This is a genomic window from Mesorhizobium sp. M7A.F.Ca.US.011.01.1.1, assembly GCF_003998295.1.
Lineage (GTDB): Bacteria > Pseudomonadota > Alphaproteobacteria > Rhizobiales > Rhizobiaceae > Mesorhizobium.
The window spans coordinates 1-823 of record NZ_RZRT01000204.1; the positions used below are offsets into that span (position 1 = coordinate 1).

At 58.0% G+C, this 823-nt stretch carries 1 protein-coding gene; it reads left to right on the forward strand.

Annotated elements, in window-relative coordinates; translation table 11 throughout:
* Positions 1-40: 40 nt before the first annotated feature.
* Positions 41-823 (forward strand): GMC family oxidoreductase (locus EOA13_RS37330; RefSeq protein WP_245490613.1); only part of this gene is annotated, 783 nt, incomplete at its 3' end.

Sequence of the window (823 nt, forward strand, 5' to 3'; positions counted from 1 at the left end):
CTATATGGCCCATCTGGGAGGCACAGTCGGAGCACTAAAGTTGCCGAAAGCCCAGCAGGCAGTTGCTTTTGGCTACGAGCGGGACGCGGCCGGCATCTACTGCCGAAGGCGGCTAGCGCTCACGGAGCAAGCGCAGCGGGAGCATAGCTTGCTCAACCAGATCTTCCGCACCCATCTGCCAAATCCAGCCGATCCCAGCCACAACGACCCGATCCTCTCGGCGATGTATCTCGTCAAAAAGACATTTCTCCCGAAACACCTCAGACGTCGGCAGCAACATTCAGTGACGCTGGACCAAAAGCTCGCGCACGTTCAGAACGTCGTATCCTCGCCATTGCGTCTCGGGCGCTTCGGTGTGGGCTGGATGGCGAACAGAACTTTCGCACGGCGAAAGCTGCCCTCCATCGTATTGGGGCCGTGCGCCAATGTGGTCAATCTTGAGTTTCATTCGGAACAGGAGCCGAACCCCGCAAGCAGACTGACGTTGGTGACCGAACGCGACCGATTGGGTATACCGAAGCTGCGCGTCGACTGGAAAATCACGAACAACGATCTCCAGAGCATCGCTCGCGCTTATCGGCTGCTCGGTTGGAAGTTGGAGACGCTCGGAGCTACCATTTCAGGATTTGAAGCTGAACATGTGATCGAAATGGCAAGCAAATCAGGCGCCATGGATGGTCATCATCTCGGTACCACGCGGATGTCTGCGAGCCCGGCGGACGGGGTTGTTGACGCTGAATGCCGAGTTCATGGACTGATGAACCTGCACATCGCAGGTGGCTCGGTTCTGGCCACCTCCAGCCAGGCGAATCCCACCTTGACG